The 17,938-nt window shown below is 53.1% G+C and carries 13 protein-coding genes and 1 pseudogene; 5 read left to right on the top strand and 9 right to left on the bottom strand.

Going from position 1 to position 17,938, the window contains the following annotated elements:
• Positions 1-30: 30 nt before the first annotated feature.
• The 3 genes from QT231_RS16675 to QT231_RS16665 form a co-directional block, all read right to left on the bottom strand.
• Positions 31-1,953 carry a PrkA family serine protein kinase gene (locus QT231_RS16675; RefSeq protein ID WP_308337969.1) on the bottom strand — a complete coding sequence of 641 codons (1,923 nt, stop codon included), beginning with the start codon at positions 1,951-1,953 and terminating at the stop codon, positions 31-33.
• Positions 1,954-2,246: 293 nt separating this feature from the next.
• Entirely contained in the window at positions 2,247-3,293 is a 1,047-nt protein-coding gene (locus tag QT231_RS16670; protein WP_308337968.1) for a low specificity L-threonine aldolase, read from the bottom strand.
• A gap of 305 nt (positions 3,294-3,598) precedes the next feature.
• Positions 3,599-5,620 carry an NADPH-dependent 2,4-dienoyl-CoA reductase gene (locus QT231_RS16665; protein ID WP_308337967.1) on the bottom strand — a complete coding sequence of 674 codons (2,022 nt, stop codon included), beginning with the start codon at positions 5,618-5,620 and terminating at the stop codon, positions 3,599-3,601.
• 204 nt (positions 5,621-5,824) lie between these two features.
• On the opposite strand from QT231_RS16665, the gene QT231_RS16660 reads away from it, so the two are divergent.
• Positions 5,825-6,736 (top strand): DMT family transporter, encoded by a 912-nt coding sequence (locus QT231_RS16660; protein WP_308337966.1) that lies wholly within the window; start codon positions 5,825-5,827, stop codon positions 6,734-6,736.
• A gap of 45 nt (positions 6,737-6,781) precedes the next feature.
• Positions 6,782-8,350, top strand: coding sequence for a bifunctional GNAT family N-acetyltransferase/carbon-nitrogen hydrolase family protein (locus QT231_RS16655; RefSeq protein ID WP_308337965.1), 1,569 nt, complete (start codon positions 6,782-6,784; stop codon positions 8,348-8,350).
• A 69-nt stretch (positions 8,351-8,419) separates the two neighbouring features.
• Here the strand turns inward: QT231_RS16655 and QT231_RS16650 are convergent, their stop codons facing one another.
• The 6 genes and pseudogenes from QT231_RS16650 to QT231_RS16625 all read right to left on the bottom strand — a co-directional run.
• A complete protein-coding gene (locus QT231_RS16650; protein ID WP_022522712.1) occupies positions 8,420-8,719 on the bottom strand; it encodes an MGMT family protein in 300 nt (99 codons plus the stop codon).
• Between the two features lie 51 nt (positions 8,720-8,770).
• A complete protein-coding gene (locus tag QT231_RS16645) occupies positions 8,771-9,379 on the bottom strand; it encodes an NAD(P)H-dependent oxidoreductase (RefSeq protein WP_308337964.1) in 609 nt (202 codons plus the stop codon).
• 464 nt (positions 9,380-9,843) lie between these two features.
• A complete protein-coding gene (locus tag QT231_RS16640; RefSeq protein ID WP_308337963.1) occupies positions 9,844-11,640 on the bottom strand; it encodes an ATP-dependent helicase in 1,797 nt (598 codons plus the stop codon).
• Between the two features lie 2 nt (positions 11,641-11,642).
• Positions 11,643-13,781 (bottom strand): AAA family ATPase, encoded by a 2,139-nt coding sequence (locus QT231_RS16635; protein ID WP_308337962.1) that lies wholly within the window; start codon positions 13,779-13,781, stop codon positions 11,643-11,645.
• 101 nt (positions 13,782-13,882) lie between these two features.
• Entirely contained in the window at positions 13,883-14,101 is a 219-nt protein-coding gene (locus QT231_RS16630; protein ID WP_308337961.1) for a DUF2274 domain-containing protein, read from the bottom strand.
• Positions 14,098-14,815, bottom strand: a pseudogene (locus QT231_RS16625) (TrbI/VirB10 family protein); the annotation flags it as partial. The gene QT231_RS16630 and the pseudogene QT231_RS16625, both read right to left, overlap by 4 nt.
• Before the next feature lie 601 nt (positions 14,816-15,416).
• Here QT231_RS16625 and QT231_RS16620 point away from each other — a divergent pair.
• The 3 genes from QT231_RS16620 to QT231_RS16610 all read left to right on the top strand — a co-directional run bounded on the left by QT231_RS16620 (position 15,417) and on the right by QT231_RS16610 (position 17,783).
• On the top strand, positions 15,417-15,893 hold the full coding sequence (locus tag QT231_RS16620) for a TIR domain-containing protein (RefSeq protein ID WP_308337960.1): 477 nt from the start codon (positions 15,417-15,419) through the stop codon (positions 15,891-15,893).
• 103 nt (positions 15,894-15,996) lie between these two features.
• Entirely contained in the window at positions 15,997-16,599 is a 603-nt protein-coding gene (locus tag QT231_RS16615; protein ID WP_308337959.1) for a TIR domain-containing protein, read from the top strand.
• Entirely contained in the window at positions 16,596-17,783 is a 1,188-nt protein-coding gene (locus QT231_RS16610) for a toll/interleukin-1 receptor domain-containing protein (protein WP_308337958.1), read from the top strand. The genes QT231_RS16615 and QT231_RS16610 overlap by 4 nt, the downstream gene beginning before the upstream one ends.
• The last annotated feature ends 155 nt before the right edge of the window (positions 17,784-17,938 follow it).

Genomic DNA, 17,938 nt, shown 5'->3' with positions numbered 1-17,938 from the left:
CCTTAGACACCTATCTTAAGCACGCCCCCTTTACTGGGACTTGCGTACCCGCAGATACCACTCGGATAGCAACCGCACCTGTTTTTCGGTGTAGCCGCGCTCGACCATCCGCGCCACAAAGTCTTCGTGCTTTTTCTGATCCGAGCGGGAAGCCTTGGCATTGAACGAAATCACCGGCAACAGCTCTTCGGTATTGGCGAACATTTTGTGCTCGATCACTCCTTTGAGCTTTTCATAGGACTGCCAGCTTGGGTTCATGCCGTTGTTTTGCGCCCGCGCCCGCAGCACAAAGTTGACCACCTCGTGGCGGAAATCTTTGGGGTTTGAAATTCCCGCCGGTTTCTCGATTTTCTCCAGCTCTTCGTTGAGCGCCTGGCGGTCTAGCAACTCACCGGTTTCGTGGTCGCGGTACTCCTGATCCTGAATCCAGAAATCTGCGTAGGTCACATAGCGGTCAAAGATATTCTGGCCATATTCGCTATAGGATTCGAGGTAGGCGGTCTGGATCTCCTTACCGATAAAGTCGACATAGCGGGGCGCCATATACTCTTTGATAAAGCCCAAGTAGCGCTCAAACACTTCCGACGGCAGCTGCTCACGCTCCAATGCTTGCTCCAACACATACAACAGGTGCACCGGGTTAGCGGCGACCTCGGTGCTATCGAAGTTGAATACCTTGGAGAGAATCTTGAACGCAAAGCGGGTGGAAAGCCCCTGCATGCCCTCGTCGACGCCCGCTGCATCGCGATACTCCTGGATTGACTTGGCGCGGGGGTCGGTGTCCTTGAGGTTTTCACCGTCGTAGACGCGCATTTTCGAGTAGATATTCGAGTTTTCTGGCGCTTTTAGCCGCGACAGCACTGAGAACTGCGCCAGCATGCGTAGCGTATCCGGTGCACAGGGCGCGGCGTTAAGCGAAGAGTCCTCAAGCAGTTTTTGATAGATCTTGATCTCTTCGGTGACCCGCAGGCAATAGGGCACCTTGACGATATACACCCGGTCAAGGAACGCTTCATTGTTGCGATTGTTGCGAAACGCCTGCCATTCCGACTCATTGGAGTGGGCCAGAATTACCCCATCAAAGGGAATCGCCCCCATACCTTCAGTGGGGTTGTAGTTACCCTCCTGGGTGGCGGTTAATAGTGGGTGCAGCACCTTGATCGGCGCCTTAAACATCTCCACAAACTCCATCAGCCCTTGGTTTGCACGGCATAAACCGCCGGAGAAGCTATAGGCATCCGGGTCATCCTGGGAGTAGAGCTCTAACTGGCGAATATCGACTTTACCCACTAGTGACGAGATATCCTGGTTGTTCTCATCCCCCGGCTCGGTTTTGGAGATAGCGATCTGATTAAGCCGTGAAGGGTACAAACGCACTACCCGGAACTGGGAGATATCACCGCCATACTCTTTCAGCCGTTTCGCCGCCCATGGCGACATCACGCTGCGCAAATAACGCTGGGGAATGCCGTACTCTTTCTCCAGCAGTTCGCCGTCCTCTTCGGGGGAGAATAGGCCCAGCGGCGATTCGTAGACCGGCGAGCCCTTGATGGCATAAAACGGAATCCGTTCCATCAGCAGTTTAAGACGCTCGGCGAGTGACGATTTACCACCGCCCACCGGGCCAAGCAGGTAGAGAATCTGCTTGCGCTCTTCCAGCCCCTGGGCCGCATGGCGGAAGTAGGAGACGATCTGCTCAATGGCCTCCTCCATGCCGTGAAACTCGGCAAAGGCAGGGTAGCGGCGAATCACTTTGTTGGAAAAAATCCGTGATAGACGCGGGTCTTTCGCCGTGTCGATCACTTCAGGCTCGCCTATGGCTTCCAGCATGCGCTCGGCGGCGCTGGCATAAACCTTCGGATCACGGCGACAAAGCGCCAAATACTCCTCAAGGCTCATGTCCTCTTGCTGAACGCGGGAAAAACGGTCTTGAACGTGATCAAAGATGCTCATGGAACTCTCCTGTGGCCCATCCCCAGGCAGTCACCGTAAAGCCAAGTGTTTCGCAACGGTGTGCCAAACGAGGTGTCGCTTTTTTAGCGTAGTCAGCATTAGCAAAAAGTGATGACTAAAACCTTCAACGCTACAGCGATATAGATAAGAGAATTATTCCGACGAATAGTTGCGTTAGTTCAGGCGCCATCAATAAACGCAAAGCACTCAACCAGCAACGCCGCTACCATTGGCAGCGGCGTCGCTAGGTCGAAGGTGGCAAACAGCGGCAATAAAGAGGGTAACTGTCTGCTTTAAAGCTCGAGCACTGCGCGAATATCGGCCAACAGCTCGTCTAGCAATTCAACGGTGGTGTTCCAAGCACATACAAAACGGGCACCGCCTGCACCAATAAAGGTATAGAAGGTCCAGCCTTTGGCTTTCAACGCTTCTATGGCTGAGGGTGGCAACTCAACGAACACGCTATTGGCTTGGGTAGGGAACATCAGCGATACGCCAGGCAGCGCTTGCAGCCCTTCCGATAGGTAGCGGGCCATCTCATTGGCATGCTGGGCGTTGGTTAGCCAGGCGCCGCTCTCTAATAGTCCTAACCAGGGGGCTGAGACAAAACGCATTTTGGAGGCCAACTGCCCTGCCTGCTTGCAACGATAAGAGAAATCTTCAGCCAGTTCCCGGTTAAAAAACAGAATCGCTTCGCCAAATGCTAAGCCGTTTTTGGTACCCGAAAAACACAGTGCATCCACCCCTACTTGCCAAGTGAGTTCAGCCGGTGACGCGTTTAGGCTGGCACAGGCGTTGGCAAAGCGAGCCCCGTCCATATGCAGACGCAGATCATGCTTATCGGCAATGGCGCGAATCGCCATGAGCTCTTCCCGGGAGTAGAGCGTGCCTACTTCGGTGGCTTGGGTGAGCGATACGACTTTAGGTTTGGGGTAGTGGATATCACTGCGCTTGGTGACCAGCGCCTCAATGCCTTCCGGCGTCAGCTTGCCGTTGGCCCCTGGCGAGGTGAGTAGCTTCGCACCGTTAGAGAAGAACTCCGGGCCACCGCACTCGTCGGTTTCGATATGCGCCAGCTCGTGGCAAATAACGCTGTGGTAGCTGCGTCCCATGGCGGAAAGCGCCAGTGAGTTGGCGGCGGTGCCGTTGAAAACAAAGAAGACATCGCAGTCGTAGTCGAACATCTCGCGGAAGCGATCCGCGGCACGGGCGGTCCAGAGATCGTTACCGTAAGCCAAGTCATCGCAACGATTGGCTTCCAACAAGTATTCCATCGCCTCCGGACAGATACCGGAGGTGTTATCACTGGCTAAAAATCGCGGGCTACACTCCGAGGTCATGGCGATAGTCCTTTTATCTGGCGATCGAACGGCGCGAGCTGGGTGCCACTCGCCCCTTAAATATCTAACTATGCTTAATAGCTAGATTAGTCATTTAGTCTATCGCCATTTATGGGCTAACGTCACCTGCTCAACGTTCCTGCACAGAACTATCTCATGACGCACCGGTGACGAGGACAGGTTTCCGCGAGGGCGCTGTAAATCCATCCATGGACGCTACTTTCGCCATCCATGGCGAAAGACCCTCGCTTCAACCTGCCCTCACACCTAGTGAATGGGCGTTTATAAAATTTACTCTAACCAGCCTACAGGCCAGCGGCCAATCGAGTGCCTTGTTCAATCGCGCGCTTGGCATCCAATTCGCTGGCTTCATCCGCGCCGCCAATAATATGTACCGCTGTTCCTGCACGTTCCAGCGGCGCCAGCAGATCACGCACCGACTCCTGCCCGGCGCACACGACAATGCTGTCAACGTCTAGCACTTGCTCGACGCCGTCGCGGCGAATGTGCAGCCCCTCGTCGTCGATTTTGAGGTATTCGCAGCCGGTAAGGGTTTTCACCCCCCGCTGCTTAAGCGATGCGCGGTGCACCCAGCCAGTCGTTTTACCCAAATTTTTACCCGGCTTGGAGGTTTTACGCTGGAGCATAACAATCTCGCGGGGCACCACGGGCGGCGTCGGCGCTTTTAGTCCACCCCGTTCGTCCACCGCTAAATCCACGCCCCACTCGTCGCACCAATCGGCGATATCCAATGCCGGGTGTCCTTGGTGCGCCAGCAATTCAGACACATCAAAACCGATGCCCCCCGCGCCGATCACTGCCACTTTACGGCCAACCCGCTCAGGGGATTCGATCGCCTCAGCGTAGCTCAGCACCTTGTTATGATCGTGACCGGGCAGGCTTAGCTCCCGGGGCTGAACGCCGGTGGCCATCACTACCTCATCGAAATCGGCAAGCACTTCTGCAGTGGCGGTGGTATTCAAGCGCACCTCAACCGCATATTTCTCCAGCATCACCCGGTAGTAGCGTAGGGTTTCGTTAAACTCCTCTTTGCCGGGGATCTTACGCGCATAGTTAAACTGCCCGCCAAGTTCACTGCGCTGTTCAAACAAGACCACGCGATGCCCGCGGCTTGCGGCTGTCACCGCCGTTGCCAGCCCCGCCGGGCCCCCGCCCACTACGGCCACCCGTTTGGGCGTTTGTGTAGGCTCAATGGTCAGTTCGGTTTCATGGCAGGCACGGGGATTAACCAAACAAGAGGTTAACTTTCCAGCAAAGGTGTGATCCAGGCAGGCCTGGTTACAGGCGATACAGGTGTTGATCTCGTCCGCCAGGCCTTGTTCAGCTTTGCTTACCCAGGCGGGATCGGCCAGGAAAGGCCGCGCCATGGAGACCATATCCGCATGGCCTGCTGCCAGTACACGCTCAGCTACCTCAGGCATATTGATGCGGTTGGTTGTGATGAGCGGGATTGAGAGTGCCGATTTAATACGGTGAGTCACTTCAGTAAAGGCAGCGCGTGGCACGCTGGTGACAATGGTGGGCACCCGCGCTTCGTGCCAGCCAATACCGGTATTGATCACATTGGCCCCGGCAGCTTCGACCGCTTTCCCCAGCGTAACGACCTCTTCCCAGGTGCTGCCCTCTTCCACCAGATCAATCATCGAGAGGCGGAAGATAATCACAAAACGGTCGCCCACTGCCGCTCGAACCCGACGCACAATCTCGACCGCAAAGCGCATACGGTTCTCAAACGCCCCGCCCCACTCATCGTCGCGCTGGTTGGTACGCTGGCAGATAAACTGGTTGATCAGGTAACCTTCTGACCCCATGATTTCAACACCATCGTAACCCGCCTGTTGAGCAAGCTTGGCACAGCGCACATAGTCAGCAATTTGCTGCTCAACCTCATCGCTAGCTAGCGCACGGGGCATAAAGGGGTTGATCGGCGCCTGAATAGCCGAAGGTGCTACCAGATCCGGCGAGTAGGCGTAACGCCCGGCGTGAAGAATCTGCATGCATAGGTGACCGCCCTCTGCATGCACCGCGTCAACCACCACTCGGTGTTCCGGCAACTGCGCTTCATCAACAAGCGCGTTGGCGCCCTGGAACACCGCGCCCTCTGGATTAGGCGCAATACCGCCAGTGACGATTAGGCTTACCCCCTCCCGCGCCCGCTCGGCATAAAAGGCGGCTAAGCGTTCAAAGCCATTGGGTGCCTCTTCCAGGTTGGTATGCATTGAGCCCATCAGTACGCGGTTGGGCAGGGTTAAATGGCCGATGGTCAGAGGACGAAACAAATTCGGGTACGCAGGCGTTTGGCTCATCACGGTCTCCTTTATCTTATTAGCGTCATTATAAAACAGATTCAAACAAGCGTATGACATCCTGGACACCACGTATAGCCCCTTGATACTTGGTCTCTCGATACTTGGTTTCTAGATGCTTAGTTTCTAGATACTGGGGCCAACCGCTTGCCCGGAGCGCGAATCCGCGTCACATTACCCGGCTAACGATAAGGAACTGTAGCTATGCCCTTGATTTACTTTCTGCCACCGCTCGCTACCGTACTGATCTGGTCGGGCAATATGACCATTAATCAGCTTAGCGTAGGTGCCATTGCGCCAAGCAGCATCGCTTTTCTACGCTGGCTGCTCGCCCTGGCGGTGATGACCCCCTTTGTGCTGCCTGCGGTGTTACGCCACCGCAACGAAATCCACCGCCAGTGGCCTAAACTCGCGCTATTGGGCTTGCTCGGCATGGGCCTGTGGCAAGGGCTGGCCTATGTGGCGGCAGAAACCACGACCGCTACCAACATGGGCATTCTCGCCGCCATGGTACCGTTGTTAACAGTGCTGCTCAGTGCGCTGATTCTTCGTGAGCCGCCGTCATTAGGTGGCGTTTTAGGCGGCGTGCTGGCCTTCGTAGGCGTTACCGTGCTGCTGGGGCGCGGCAATCCGTTCTCTTTGGTGCAATTACAGGTCGCCTTTGGCGATGCGCTAATGGTCGTGGCGGCTACCTGCTATGCGCTGTATGGCGTAATGCTCAAGCGCTGGTCGATGAATCTACCGCCCTGGGTGATGCTCTACGCCCAAGTCTGTTTTGCGGTGCTGTTCTTGCTTCCCCCCTATTTGATGGGGCCAATGACCCCCATTGATAGCCAGAACATCGGACTCATTGTTTATGCGGGCATTCCCGCCTCGATCATCACCACCTTTTTATGGATGCGCGCAGTTCGCCAGATCGGCGCCAATCAATCGAGCATTTTCATCAACTTAATGCCGCTATTTAGCGCGCTGATTGCGATGGTCTTCTTAGGAGAACAAGTGGCGGGGTTCCACATTACCGGTGGGCTGCTGATTCTGGCCGGGGTGATCATGGCGCAAACGCTGACACGCCCGTTAACACGGAGTTTAACCTCGGATAAGCCGAGCAGCGTCTGATAATGCTAGAATGGCCGTCGATTTCTAACGCTGGAAAGCCCTGATATGTCCCTGGAAGAACTGCATCTTAATCTACGCAACCTGATGAGCGATGACTACGATCAGCTCAAGGCATTGATGGACGCCGTCTATCACGATATCGGCGGGTCATGGCCGAAGCACACCATCGACAAATTGATTCAGGAATTCCCCGACGGCCAAATCGCCATTGAAGACGACGGACTTCTGGTGGGCGTGGCGCTCACCGTGCAGGTGGATTACGACGAATTCTCCAACCCGCATAAGTACGACGATCTGATCGGCCATCGCGAAATCATCCTCAATGATGAAGATGGCGATGCCATGTACGGGCTGGATGTGCTGATTCACCCGGATTACCGGGGCTATCGCCTGGGCCGCCGTCTTTACGAAGCGCGTAAAGAGCTGTGCCGCTCCATGAACCTGCGGGCAATTCTTGCCGGTGGGCGTATCCCTGAGTACCACCAGCACGCTGATGAACTCACCCCGGCGCAATACATTGATAAAGTCTCCCGCAAAGAGATCTATGATCCGATTCTGTCTTTCCAGCAGGCCAATGACTTCCAGGTAAAGCGCCTACTGCGCAAATACCTGCCGGAAGATGAGCAGTCCCGCGGTTACGCCACCTTGCTTGAGTGGAATAACATTCTATTTGAGCCAGCGGCCAGCGTGCTCGACAACAAACCGACCCAGGTGCGGGTAGGCGCGGTGCAGTGGCAGATGCGCGAGTTCTCCTCGGTGGAAGCAGCACTACAGCAGATCGAGTACTTCGTCGACGCGCTCTCCGACTATCAAAGTGATTTTGCCGTTTTCCCGGAGCTGTTTAACGCACCGTTGATGGGCCTGCAAGACCGAGCTGCCCAGCAGGATCAAATGGGCGCAATTCGCTTTTTGGCCGGTTTCACCGAGCGCTTTAAGTCTGAGCTGTCGCGCATGGCAGTCTCCTACAATATCAATATTGTCGGCGGCTCGATGATTGAGGTGGGCGACGATGACCGGCTCTACAACATCGCCTACCTGTTCCACCGCGACGGCAGCGTTGAGCGCCAGGCCAAGCTGCACATTACCCCCCAAGAGCGCCGCGACTGGGTAATTGAGGGCGGCGACGAGCTACAGGTGTTTGATACCGACGCAGGCCGCGTGGGCATTTTGATCTGCTACGATGTGGAGTTCCCGGAACTTGGCCGCCTACTGGCCGACCAGGATATGGACATTCTGTTCGTGCCCTTCTGGACCGACACCAAAAACGGTTACCTGCGGGTACGCCACTGCAGCCAGGCGCGAGCAATAGAGAACGAGTGCTACGTGGTGCTCTGCGGCAGCGTCGGCAACCTGCCCTCGATTGAAAACCTGGATATCCAGTATGCCCAATCAGCGGTGTTCTCGCCCTCTGACTTCGCGTTCCCTCACGATGCGGTACTGGCAGAAACCACGCCCAACACCGAGATGATCTTTTTCTCGGATCTGGATCTAACCCGCCTGACGGTGGTGCGTGCCGAAGGCTCGGTGACCAACCTTAAAGACCGCCGCAAGGATCTATTCGATCTGCGCTGGCGCGACTGGTCGTGGAAGTCGGGCGCGAATCTCGAAGAGTGAGGTGTTAAATATACGATAACGCCGCCCAATTTGGGCGGCGTTGCTGTTTCTAAAGCTGCCTTATAGGGTTCAATCAGGCCAAACGAGGTGCGCTGGCACGCGGCCTTTGGCATCGAACAGCACGCCTTCATCACGCAGTTTGCGGTGTTGGCGTTCAGCACCGCCATGATCGGCAAGCTTCAAAGAGGATGCAATGACGCGATGCCAGGGCAACTGATGGCCATCCGGCAGGTGGCGCATCGCTGAACCCACCATGCGCGGCGTGGCGCCTTCGGTCATCGCGGCAATGCGACCATAGGTGGTCACACGCCCCGGCGGAATCTGATCGACAATGGTGTAGATCTGTTCGAGTAACTCCGGCCGGGCCATGTGATTATCCTTATTCCTTAAACTATTCCTTGAGGGCGCTTATGAGCGTGCTTAAAACCCCTCAACCAATTGATCGATAGCTTGGAAAGCTTCTTTAAGGGCAGCTGCGCGATGCTGATCCCCCATGTTCAGACCTTCTGCGTAAACCACGTCTACATCGGTAATGCCCATCAAGCCTAGCATGCTTTTAAGATGTGGCGTCTGGCTATCCATCTCGGTACCGGCATACATGCCGCCACGGGCGGCCAGAATAATTGCCCGCTTGCCCTCCACCAAGCCTTGAGGGCCATTTTCGGTATAGCGGAAGGTTTCACCGGCACGCAGTACTCGGTCAAACCAGGCCTTGAGCTGCGAAGGAACGCCCAGGTTATACATCGGCACCGCAATCACCAGTACATCATTAGCATGCAGCTCAGCCAACAGGCCATCCGAGCGAGCGGCTAAAACCTGCTGCTCAGCAGTACGCTCAGCGGCCACTACTTGCCAAGCACCTAGTTCGCTAATATCCAAGTGGGGGAGTGCGTTCTTGACGACATCACGCTGGGTGACCTCGATATCGTTACGGGCTTTAGCCTGTTCAATAAAGCGATTCGCCAACGCATTGGATTGGCCATTATCAGCCAGAATAGATGAAGTAATCACCAGGGCACGAGTTGTCATTGAAAGCTCCAAAATCATTAAGGGGAAGGAATGGGAGCTATTCTACGGCGCTTTCCTAGAAGCAAAAGCGCAACGTTTTCCGAGTTGTATTCGATTAAATCGAATTATATCGAGGTATATAAATAACGGCAGGTATCAAGCAGCAGACATGAATAAATATCTGTTAAGAAAGCAATGCAATTGCTTAGGCTGGATTGAGGCCTATTACCAAGTTGGCGACTTTGTGGGCTAGGAGCCATATGAGAGTGTCGAATTAGCAAGCCTCGGCATGCCATAGCGAGCCATTCAGTGCGACCAATTCGTTGTCCTACTAAATACAACGTCTGGACGTGCGAACCTGCTCTTTGCCGCCCCAGCCTGTTAATGCTACATGCAGCATCCCGACGCCTAGTTTCCGACACACCTGTTTTCCTGCGTTCCGGGCGATTCCGCCTCCATTTGCAATCGTTTAAATTGAGTAGTCACTAAACTTGGTCGTATGAAAACTTGCAAGATACGAGTTGCCGAGTCGCTTGATATTCTTCACCAGAGTACTGACGAACTCGCCCCCGTTCTGAAATCAGGTGCAAGTTCTTCCTTGCGCGTGACCCGGTCACATACAGCAGTTTCCGCGCACTTTCTTGGCCGTTCGGGTCATTAAAGTGCGGCACCATGTCTTCCAATAAGGCATAGGCGATCACTGCATCAAATTCCGCCCCCTTCACGCCGTGGATTGTTGAAATAGTTATTCCTGTCCGACTCTGAAATACCTTTCTAAACGTTTCGATGTCTCCAATGAATTCGCTACCCTCACTCTTCAGACGATCAACTCTAGCTTGCGAACTACCGAAGAACGCTGTGTGATGCTCTTGAAGCAGCGAGAAGAGACGAAAATCGATCGCCAAGTTGGCAAATAGCATTTCAAAGAATTTTCGGAGATAGCTGAGTCCATCCGTTTCATCTATCTTGATCGCGTTGCATTCCCTTAACAGGGATTTTCGCGTGAATTTGGAGACGCTCGCTCCGGCAGCCTCTAAGTCATTCAGGACATCACCGGCCCATCGGAGTCTGCGCACATACATTGTCGGCGACGCCTGCGTAAGTGCAATCTTCGAGAGCCTGTACCAAAAATTCTCTGTGTCACGCGCGAAGGGAACCATGCCGGGCCCATCGAACGAATACTCTGGCATGCTCGCTACCAAGCGACGTGTCATGCTTGCAAGATGTGTCCACTGTGGAGCGAGCACACACACCTCATGGGGCGCGATTCCGATGGTCTCGATGTTGAACCGGATAAGTCGGATCAATTCAGCTTCTAAGTCCGTCTTGCTTACTGTTTCGTCGAAAGAAACAAGGCTCTGGTAAGTCTTATCGCCGGATGCTGCTTCGATGCGAGTTGCATGAACGTTGAAGTTTCCGAAGTAGTCGATGATGCGCTCAGAAGAGCGATAGTTCCTCGACAGTTCCCGCTCCTCAATGTCGATGCCGGCCATTGCCTTGAAATCCCCAAAAGCTATCGGGTATCCACCAAGGGATTGATAAATAGCCTGATTGGGATCGCCAACAATGAAAGCCTTGGTCGCACCTTGGCCGGCCTTCAAGATAGCAGTGATGATTGAATACTGAATTCGCTTGGTGTCCTGATACTCATCGACCAATAAGAGAGAAAACAGCTTCCCCAAGAGAGTGCTGATCGCAGGGTGGCGGGAAATCAGCTGGTAAGCATAAAAGAGAATGAGTTCAAAGTCGATTTGCCGATTTTCTCGTAGAACTTCGAAGTATCTACCCAATATCTCGTGCAGACCGTTGTGCTTCCAAGCCTGTGGGCAGGAAAGCACATAGCCGGCTTCGGTAAAATAGAATTCGCAATCCCAGAACGTGATCTTTGGCTTCTGGTAAGGTTTGCACAAGGCTTCGAGAATTTTCTCACGCTCATGTTGATCGATCACGCGGAAGCCTCGATCCAATGCCTCGTGATAGATACCGTATGGTTTCAATATCCATTCAAGGCAAAACGAGTGGATTGTTCCTATCCATAGTCGGGATGTGTCCACCCCGAGACTCTCGATACGCTCATGGATCTCGTCGGCAGCACGGTGCGTATAGGTGATCGCAACAACAAATTGCTTATTCGACTCCAACCTAGATAACTCGTAGGCAATCTTGTAAGTCAGCGTGCGAGTCTTCCCGCTACCAGGACAGGCTATGAGAAATGCGCTATCAGGCTGCAATATTGCAGCTTCCTGCTCTAAATTCAGGTCACCTTTGTTCCATATGAACATGGCTAAAAGACCTTAAGGACGTCGTTTATACGATCGTCGGGGAAGGTAACCAGCATTTCGTTTCGGATGCCAACGAAATCGATCTCACCTCTTCTATAGGCTAGAAGCTGTTCTCTGAATTCGGTGAAAACCGCAGGCGCAGTGAAAAAATCATTCTCATCAATATAGCTCACGCGATAGCTCAATACGTTGAACCAGACTTCCTTTGTGACTATCGGATGCGCGAAAGCAATGGCGTCCAGAATGTACTCTGGGATGGCTGTTTCCGGATCGATCGTTTTTCCAAGCAAAATGGCAAACCATCCCTTCCCATAGTTATCCGCCATGGTCAGCGCTCTTTGGCCAAACCGCGCAATGTCAGTAGACTCCAGGTCTGCCTTGGCAGTCGCGATGGTTGGGGCATCCGTGTAGACATCAGAAAGAATGCCTACCATCTTGCGAGCGTTCCCGGCCGCGACAAAATCGACCTCAAAGGTGTGAGGAGCAAAGAATGGGGAAACCCATGGATTGTCTTTGAACAACTCATGCAACAATGCCTTTCTGGCAATGCCTTTTTCCTGAGAGGCTTGATACTTTTTCTTGCGACGGAGCACTCTTTCAGAATCACCAGCAACCGGCGCTGTGTCAATGATAGACTTGTCGAGATCGGTGATGATGCTGCATCGCTTTCGGATTCGATCATCGTGGAATAGAACTGCGACGTTCTGGAAGCCGGTGCTTCGGATGTTGACCAAACTGATGCCGAGCTCATCCAGGCTGACCCCAAGCACCTTCTTGATCAGAATCGGGATCAGGATTTCTTCAGCATCTCCCTCTATAAGAACGATGCTTTTGGCGAATAGCAGGTTGCTGCGCACAGCATCCAGATAGCGCTGGATATTACCGACTTCCTCAGGATCCAAACCAGTGGCGGGCTGGCAGGCCTCACATCGATCATACTCTCTGCCGAGAATGTTCACGTTCTGGACATTACTTACCTCTGAGATATGAGTCGAGTGGGTCGAGTAAATGATCTGTGTATCGTCGTATTGAAGCTTGTCAAAAAGCGTCTTCTGGATGTGTGTGTGAATGTGGGCCTCCGGCTCTTCAATTAGCAGGAAGTTGGCGATTGATTGCTTAGCTTTTTGATATTTGAATTCCAACAGCTTCAATGTGAGGAAGATCAGGTTTGCGCCGCCCAGGCTCAATTCGTGGATAGGCCCTTCGTGGCCTTCTCCTGACTCGCCAACAAACAGCTTGAGTGACTGGAACAGCTTGTCAGCTTCATCTGGCAAATCAGACTTAATTGAAAGAGATGAGGGCGAGTAAGCCTCGCCCGCTGCGTCCTTGATGGTGTCCCGTATATCGGCCCGGACTACTTGTACGTCCGACAATGCCTCAATCGAGTCATTCAGTGCTTTCACCCCATCGGTAATCGCTTGAAATGCCACAGGATCAATATCACCACTTTTGCCCTTCAAAAGTGACAACAGCGGATTGGTTCTGTTGTTGTGAAATTCCGATACGACATCTCGCAACGCTTGAACGAAAGTGAAAGAAATTTCTTTGGAAACCGATAGCACACTTGGTATCTTGGCGCCGATGGCAGGGAATTCGATTTCTTCATTGAACCGGGCGTTTTCAAAGTCACCGACCACCTCTTTGTAAAAGGCCTCATCGTTGAAGTCAGCGTCGCTTCGGCCTGTGAAGATGGTTTCGTAGTCGTCCAAAGTGACAGCACTCAGGATCGTGTCGAGACCCGTCTGGTCGCCATCGTCTAACTGAGAGAGGCGCAGTCTGATCTCCTTCTTTGGACGGAAGATGAGGTTGTAGGTGGCCTTGCCGATTGCCTCATCATCAATGCCGACCGTCCCGTGCAGGAACAAGGCTTGGACGGCTTCATCCTCCGAAATTTCCTCGAACTCAAGGCTGAGGATGATCCAATGCCCTTGCCATCGTCCCAAACCGCGATGGAAATCAGTTGAATCCAGTCGGTAGGCGGAGCGGATCATGTTGTCATCAAGCAGTAGCCGGATCGCTCGAAAAAGGTTGGTTTTCCCTGACCCGTTCTCACCAATGATTGTGTTGATGCCCTTTTGGAACAGTAGCTTGGTATTGGCAAAATTTCTGTAGTTGACCAAGCTGAGTTTGGATATGTGCATAGACTCCTCGTTTTGTTGACGAGGCACCCTAAACCCATGTATGGACGATCCTCGTGGATAAGTCCATGTTACAAGATGTTCGCCACTACTCAATGCAACTTTTAACCTTCCTGGCAATTACGTCGCTTAAAGCCTCGATCCGCGGCCACGAACTCCTCCAGCATGTGCGGTATCAACGTCACGGCGTAGACAGCCTCTCCGTAGGTCTGGGCATGCAGCGCAGCGTAGCGGTCAAGGACAGCCTTCAGGCTTGCAGGGCAAACAAAAGTCAACTTGATGGCCTGATTGCTGGGTAGTGGCAGTTTTCGAGTCGTTGTCATTGTGACAATCTCTGGTTGAAGAGCAATGGCTGGTTAAAGACGGAGCACTATGTCGCGGTTGACGATGATGCGTAACGGCATGCAAGGTCTACTGGTCAGTCTCAGCTGAATGTTGAGGTTGCACCGGTTCATTTGACTGTTGCTGTCTTCTGCACTGTCGCGGCCAGCGGTGATGACACGGTCGCCATATTGCCGGTTTTCAGGCGCGGCCAGCTCAGCCCCGACACCTAGCAGCGTTACCAGCACGGCGCCGGCAAAGATCCGATCCCACTACGCCACTCTCTAGGTCGGCATAGCCAGCTGGGGCGGCACCGACCAAGTTGTCGAGCATCAACGAGGATGGTCGGGCAAGATGATGCGGTTCCAGATGACTTGAACCCGGCTCTGCTCATAGCTGACTTGTCTGTTGTAGCGACCCAGGATGCGCGAGCCCTGCGAGATCAGCAGATGTTGTCTGGCGTCGTAGATCGGCTCTGTGACTTTTGCAATCACATCACCCGTTAAATCGGATTGGATCCCCGTCACCAGCGCTCCCGCAATTAACGTTCCAACCATGACATGATAAGTCGAGGCTGGTAATTGCAGACTCCCGGAATTACGTGTTTCTGTGTAACCAGATTGCAGGAGCTCTTTTTTTTGGTCTTAAAGATTCTGCGCAGCAGTCGGATCGGCCATTTGTTCCTCCGTCGACGCTGGCCCGGAGGCTAGCGGATCTTATGTCTGGAGCTCCCGTTGTAAACACCGTAGCGGCCTAGCCTAGGCCTTCATGGAAGAACACCGTCGAAGCCGCTGTTGCTTCAAGCTCCTCTAATTTGGTTAGATCCGCAAAAAGCACGGAAATTGGTATTAATACCAATTGAGCACTATAGATTAAAGTGCTATAGAGTTTAATGAGTTGTCATCTAGGTTTTTGAGCGCGCGACCATAGGTAGCGGCAGAATACTCATCGGCGAGAGCGTTGAAAGTAGCCAGAAAAGCACGTAGCTTGAGCTAAGACACGTTTTCCAACGTGTCAAAAGCACTTCTTTGAATCGCGACCAGATGCCGTCCTCGATCAGGCAGGTATAGGCCGCCGCCGGGAACAAAGATCATTCAAGGTCACAAACACGTAGGCCAACTGCTGCACGAGGCGACAACTACTTTTAATCTTTAACGGCTACCATGGAGTATGCCTATATACCTAGGATATTGCAGTGCTAGGTACCCGTGTGCTCAACAAAGGATGGCATCAGTTGCATAATGGTCGTAACTCTCATCCCGAGGTGCGATTCTTCTACGTTTTAACGATAGATGATGATGAGGAGGAGGAGGAGTTATGGCGAAGAATTGTTTTCTTAGCTTTCACTATAAAACAGATAACTGGCGTGTGTCCCAGGTTCGGCAGATCGGCACCATCGAAAAACAACCTCTGCTGGACTCGAACAAATGGGAAGAAATCAAGAAGGAAGGCCCTTATGCCATTGAAAAGTGGATAGCTGACAACATGAAGGGCAAAGAGTGCCTTATCGTTCTTGTGGGTGAGAAGACAGCCGCCCGTCGCTGGGTCAAGCATGAAATAAAGAAAGCTTGGAAGGACGGTTTGGGCGTATTCGCCATCCATGTCCACAATCTTAAGGATTCAGACGGCAACCAGTCGTTAAAAGGATCTAATCCGTTTACCGGACTCACCGTTAATGGGGAAACTGTCATGGGGGAAGTCTATGATCCTCCATATACCACCAGCACCAAGGTTTACGACTACATCAAGTCGAATATCGAAACTTGGGTGAACGACGCTGTAAAGGCGCGCTGAGCCAGGAATACGGACTATATCCTAGTAAGTGATATCTGCCGTCTGGAATGCCGTCAGTTCATGCGGAAGTCGGGGCGGACTTAATGTAGTAGATGGAGTCAAAATGCCACGCAGAACATTCTTTTCCTTTCATTATGAGCCTGATGTCTGGCGCGCCTGGAATGTCCGCAACAGTTGGGTTGTGAGGGAGGCCGATGAAGATAGCCGGGGCTTCTTTGACAGTAGCGTGTTTGAGGCATCAAAAAAAGAGAGTGACGATGCACTAAAAACTTTTCTCCGAAAGGGATTGGAGAACACTTCTGTCACTTGTGTCCTTGCGGGAACCCACACATGGTCTCGGCGATGGGTGCGATACGAGATTGCCCGCAGCATCATCAAGAGCAACGGCTTGCTAACTGTTCACATTCACGGCGTCCAGAACAAAAACAGCGAGACCTCTACAAAGGGTGCCGATCCATTGGCGCAAATGGGGCTTTATAGAACCGATCGGGGTATATATCTTGCTGAGTGGAAGGGGGGAAAGTGGGTGGCCTACGCAGATTACACGCTTGCGATCCCAGAGGGTGATCTGTGGTTCTCAGCACCAAAAACCAACAGCGTCGTCCAGTTGTCAACTCATTGTCTGAGCTATGATTTCAAGAACCAGGATGGCAGAAATAACATTGGCGGTTGGATTGAAACTGCTGCGGGATTGGCTGGCCGATGAGCGATAATTCAAGCAGAAGGTCACCCTATCAGCTCATCATGCTGGGTGCAGCCGACGGGCATGATATTCGCCTCCGCCGTAACGTAGATCTGGCACTTCAGGATCTAGGGATTCCGATTAACGCGATCAAGTTTCTCCGCGATGTAAACGCCTCTACCCGCAGCTTAAATGCGCCAACGATGGCAGTATTTTTCGGCTCGCCGGCAAATATTGCCGATACCGCACTTGTGACGGAGTTGATTGATGACTCTATCGTTATCGCTCCGGTCGTCTCGGATTTGTCCCAGGTACATGCAGAAATTCCGCCACAGCTCAGGCACGTCAATGCTATCGTGTTGGGATCCAACGATGAAGGCATCGCCCGCCTCGTCACACTAGTTCTTGAGACATTCCGACTGTTGCGGCGTGAGCGACGATTGTTCATCAGTTACAAGCGAACGGGATCTCAACTGCTGGCCGATCGACTGTACGATGCGTTCGATGCTCGCGGCTTTGACGTTTTTATCGACGTGCGATCGGTGCCTCCGGCCGCAGATTTCCAATCGCAACTCTGGCACAGGATGTCGGATTCCGATGTCGTGGTGCTGATCGACACACCTGGTTTCAGAGAAGGTCGCTGGACCGCCGAAGAACTGGCGCGCGCGAACGCAACCAATATTCAAATCTTGCACCTGCTATGGCCGGGGCAAAAGGAAGACCCTGCATCATCCTTCAGCCACTTCATGAAGCTTAGGCGGCGGGACTTTGTTGGATTTATTCCAATGCGGGGTCGTTGGGCGACAAAGGGGCTGGTGACGAGAATTTGCGATGAGGTCGAACGACTACGCGCACCTGCAATTGCCGCCCGCCACAGATATTTAGTCGATAACTTTTGCGACGCCGCCCGCGACGAGGGGCTTGATCCAAGCGTTCAGGTGGAAGGCTGGATTTCTCTCAAGGCTGAGCCCAATCGAACGCTCGCGATCGTCCCGGCCGTGGGGATCCCAACCTCCGATCGCATCAACGAAGTATTCGAGGCCATTACCGATTCTGCTGTTGAGATGAGAGAAATATGGGTGATTTACGACAATAGGGGCGTACTAAAAACGTGGCTCTCTCATCTAGATTGGCTTGACTCCTATCTGCCGATCCGGGCTGTGCAGATGTCGAAGGCGCCACAACTTCTAAAGGAGTTCACCGCATGATAGAGATATTTCTATCTGCCAGCGTGCCCTTGTAGTGGTCAACTAATCCCGGACAGTAATTTAAGATTTTCCTCAGCCACAACGGGAGGCATGCCATCGTTAAACGAGTGAGGGCGCTGCTGGTTGTAGTAACCCATCAGATAGCCACTAACGTC

The sequence above is a fragment of the Halomonas sp. SpR1 genome, from assembly GCF_031010175.1.
Lineage (GTDB): Bacteria > Pseudomonadota > Gammaproteobacteria > Pseudomonadales > Halomonadaceae > Vreelandella.
Note: the sequence above shows the minus strand (reverse complement) of the source record. Positions and strands in the feature narration are given on the sequence as shown.

Bases quoted from the DNA above. Each gene is read 5' to 3' on its own strand.
- QT231_RS16675 (WP_308337969.1), bottom strand. From the start codon at position 1,953: ATGAGCATCTTTGATCACGTTCAAGACCGTTTTTCCCGCGTTCAGCAA.
- QT231_RS16655 (WP_308337965.1), top strand. From the start codon at position 6,782: ATGTCCCTGGAAGAACTGCATCTTAATCTACGCAACCTGATGAGCGAT.
- QT231_RS16660 (WP_308337966.1), top strand. From the start codon at position 5,825: ATGCCCTTGATTTACTTTCTGCCACCGCTCGCTACCGTACTGATCTGG.
- QT231_RS16630 (WP_308337961.1), bottom strand. From the start codon at position 14,101: ATGACAACGACTCGAAAACTGCCACTACCCAGCAATCAGGCCATCAAG.
- QT231_RS16645 (WP_308337964.1), bottom strand. From the start codon at position 9,379: ATGACAACTCGTGCCCTGGTGATTACTTCATCTATTCTGGCTGATAAT.
- QT231_RS16665 (WP_308337967.1), bottom strand. From the start codon at position 5,620: ATGAGCCAAACGCCTGCGTACCCGAATTTGTTTCGTCCTCTGACCATC.
- QT231_RS16610 (WP_308337958.1), top strand. From the start codon at position 16,596: ATGAGCGATAATTCAAGCAGAAGGTCACCCTATCAGCTCATCATGCTG.
- QT231_RS16640 (WP_308337963.1), bottom strand. From the start codon at position 11,640: ATGTTCATATGGAACAAAGGTGACCTGAATTTAGAGCAGGAAGCTGCA.
- QT231_RS16670 (WP_308337968.1), bottom strand. From the start codon at position 3,293: ATGACCTCGGAGTGTAGCCCGCGATTTTTAGCCAGTGATAACACCTCC.
- QT231_RS16650 (WP_022522712.1), bottom strand. From the start codon at position 8,719: ATGGCCCGGCCGGAGTTACTCGAACAGATCTACACCATTGTCGATCAG.
- QT231_RS16620 (WP_308337960.1), top strand. From the start codon at position 15,417: ATGGCGAAGAATTGTTTTCTTAGCTTTCACTATAAAACAGATAACTGG.
- QT231_RS16635 (WP_308337962.1), bottom strand. From the start codon at position 13,781: ATGCACATATCCAAACTCAGCTTGGTCAACTACAGAAATTTTGCCAAT.
- QT231_RS16615 (WP_308337959.1), top strand. From the start codon at position 15,997: ATGCCACGCAGAACATTCTTTTCCTTTCATTATGAGCCTGATGTCTGG.